This is a genomic window from Burkholderia sp. Tr-20355 (assembly GCF_017104685.1).
In the GTDB taxonomy this organism is placed as follows: domain Bacteria; phylum Pseudomonadota; class Gammaproteobacteria; order Burkholderiales; family Burkholderiaceae; genus Burkholderia; species Burkholderia seminalis.
In genome coordinates this window covers 1-3,095 of the sequence record NZ_JAAGPK010000329.1, presented here as the reverse complement: position 1 = coordinate 3,095, position 3,095 = coordinate 1, and the positions used below count along the sequence as shown (strand labels likewise).

4 protein-coding genes are annotated in these 3,095 nt (G+C 70.6%); all 4 read left to right on the top strand.

The features are described 5' to 3' along the window. The coding region (locus G3N62_RS35010; protein WP_206141520.1) for a hypothetical protein at positions 1-356 on the top strand (356 nt) is incomplete at its 5' end. 20 nt (positions 357-376) lie between these two features. After that, on the top strand, positions 377-1,768 hold the full coding sequence (locus tag G3N62_RS35005; RefSeq protein ID WP_124669487.1) for an NAD(P)-binding domain-containing protein: 1,392 nt from the start codon (positions 377-379) through the stop codon (positions 1,766-1,768). Next, positions 1,765-2,481 carry an ABC transporter ATP-binding protein gene (locus G3N62_RS35000; RefSeq protein ID WP_034190064.1) on the top strand — a complete coding sequence of 239 codons (717 nt, stop codon included), beginning with the start codon at positions 1,765-1,767 and terminating at the stop codon, positions 2,479-2,481. The genes G3N62_RS35005 and G3N62_RS35000 overlap by 4 nt, the downstream gene beginning before the upstream one ends. Beyond that, on the top strand, positions 2,481-3,095 hold a 615-nt coding region (locus G3N62_RS34995; RefSeq protein ID WP_206141521.1), incomplete at its 3' end, for an ABC transporter permease. The genes G3N62_RS35000 and G3N62_RS34995, both read left to right, overlap by 1 nt.

Here is a 3,095-nt window from a genome sequence, read left to right as displayed (position 1 = left end):
GCGGCATCGCGCAGGTCAGGGCCGCCGACGCCGATGCGTTGTGGCGCGCGCCGGGCGCCGGCGACGCGCGCGACGCGGCGCCGTCCCCGCAGGTATGGCTGCCGGTCAATCATCTGGAGAACGTGTTGCGCGTGCTGCTCGGCGCGTGGCCCGCAGACGGCGAGCCGCCGCGCACGTGGCGCATCGGCGGCATCGCATTCGGCGCCGCGTGCGCCGCCGACGCCGAATTGCTGCTGCGCTATCCGGACGGCCGCTTCGCGATCGCCGATCGCGGCGGCGCATCGATCGCCGATCTGCGCGATGCGCGGCTGGCCGGCGCGACCGGCACGCAGGCCGCGGCCGCGCCGGTTCTTTGAACGGAAAGGGGAGATCCACCATGACGGAGCGCAACGACGGCGCGCGGTACTGCATCATCGGCGCGGGCGCGGCGGGAATCACCGCCGCGAAGAACCTGCTCGCGGCCGGGATCGGCTTCGACGTGATCGAGCGCGAGGACGACGTCGGCGGCAACTGGTACTACGGCCGGCCGAGCGGCGCGGTGTATCGCTCGATTCACATGATCAGCTCGAAGCGGTTTTCGGAATACACCGACTTTCCGATTCCCGACGACTACCCGACGTATGCGCGCGGCGACCAGGCGCTCGCGTACCTGCGTGCGTACGCGCGGCGCTTCGGCGTGTACGAGCGGATCGAGTTCGGCCGCTCGGTGCTCGAGATCGCGCCGGTCGACGGCGGCCCGGGGTGGCGCGTCGAGCTGGATCGCGGCGAAGTGCGCACCTATCGCGGCGTGATCGTCTGCAACGGGCATCTGTCGCATCCGCAACTGCCGGACTATCCGGGCCGCTTCGACGGGCTGCAGCTGCATTCGTCGCAATACCGCACGCCGGAGATCTTTCGCGACCGGCGCGTGCTCGTGGTCGGCGCGGGCAATTCGGGCTGCGACATCGCGGTCGAGGCGTCCCATCATGCACGCGCCGTGTTCCACAGCACGCGGCGCGGTTACTACTACTGGCCGAAATTCCTGTTCGGGATACCGGCCGACCAGTGGGCCGAATGGCCGCTGCGGCTGCGCATGCCTTTGTGGGCGCGCCGCTTCTTCGGCGAGCGGCTGCTGCGGCTGACGACGGCCGGGCAGCCGGAGGACTACGGACTGCGCAAGCCTGACCACAAGCTGTTCGAATCGCATTTCATCATCAATTCGACGCTGTTCTACCACCTCGGCCACGGCGATCTCGATGCGCGGCCCGACGTGCGCGAACTGAAGGGCGATCGCGTCGTATTCGCCGACGGCCGCGAGGAGCCGGTCGACGTGATCGTCTACGCGACCGGCTATCAACCGAGCTTTCCGTTCATCGACCAGGCGCATCTGCAATGGCACAAGCAGCAGCCGTCGCTGTACCTCAACATGTTCGACGCGCAGCATCGCGACCTGTTCTTCATCGGTCTGTTCCAGACGTCGACCGGCAACTGGCCGCTGATGGACTACCAAGCGCAGCTGCTCGCGCGCTATCTGCATGCGCGCGACGCGGCGCCGCGCAAGGCCGCGCACGTCGACCGGCTGATCCGGCGCGGACGGTCCGACTGGAGCGGCGGCATCGCGTTCCATCGCACGCCGCGGCACGTGATCGAGGTCGAGCATTTCGCCTACCGGCTGCAGTTGCGGCGGCTGATACGCGGCCTGCCGGCCGTGCCGGGCGCGGCCGGCACCGATGCGCGCGCCGCGCCGGCGGCCCCGGCTGCGCCCGTGCGCGCGGGAGGTGCGTCATGAGCCTCGTGAACGTCGAACACCTGTCGAAGACCTACCTGCTCGACAGCGTGCGCGTGACCGGGCTCGCCGACGTGTCGGCGACGCTCGAGGCCGGGCGCTTCACCGTGTTGAGCGGCCCGTCGGGCAGCGGCAAGACGACGCTGCTGAACATGATCGGCTGCATCGACCGCCCCGACAGCGGGCGCGTGACGATCGCGGGCCACGATACCGCGTCGTTGTCCGACGATGCGTTGTCCGATTTCCGCGCGCGCCATGTCGGCCACGTGTTCCAGACCTTCAACCTGCTGCCGGTGCTGTCCGCGTACGAGAACGTCGAGTACCCGCTGCTGATGGCGGGCTGGGCGCCGGCCCGGCGCGCGGCGCGCGTGCGCGACCTGCTCGACGCGGTCGGGCTGGCCGACAAGGGACGGCACCGGCCGAGCCAGCTGTCGGGCGGCCAGCGCCAGCGCGTCGCGATCGCGCGGGCGCTGGCCGCCGAGCCCGCGATGGTGCTGGCGGACGAACCCACCGCGAACCTCGACAGCGCCACCGGCCACGCGATCATCGCGCTGATGCGCACGATCCAGCGCGAGCGCGACGTGTCGTTCATCGTGTCGTCGCACGATCCGCAGGTGGTGAGCGTCGCCGACGAGGTGATCCGGATTCTCGACGGCCGCATCGTCGGCCGGGAACGGGCCGGCGACGGCACGGCGGCGCAGGAGGTGTGTCGATGATCCATACGCTGATGCTCGCGCTGCGCAACCTGCAGCGCAACCGCCGGCGCTCGCTGACCACGCTGCTCGCGATGATCGTCGGCGTCAGTGCGATCCTGCTGTTCGGCGGTTTCAGCCGCGACATCACGCTCGGGCTGCAAACCGACTTCGTGCAGCGCAGCGGCCATCTGCAGATCCAGCGGCAGGGCTATTACCTGTACGGCACGGGCGATCCGGCCGCGTACGGGATCCGCCGCTATGCGGCGCTGATCGACCTCCTGCGGCGCGACCCGCAGCTCGCGCCGCTGCTGCAGGTCGTCACGCCGACGCTGCAGTTCGGCGGCATCGCCGGCAATTTCGCGGCCGGCGTGTCGCGCACCGTGATGGGATTCGGCGCGATTCCCGACGACCAGTACCGGATGCAGCAGTGGAACGCCTACGGTTTTCCGCTGCGCCCGCGCGCGTTCGCGTTGCGCGGCAGTGCCGACGATGCGGCGGTGGTCGGTCTCGGCGTCGCGCGCGTGCTGCATCTGTGCGGGCCGCTGCAGGTGGCGGACTGCCGCGATGCACCGCCGGGGCCGGCCGCGCCCGCCGCCGGCGGCCGGGCGGGGATCGGAAGAGGCGCGGGGACGGGA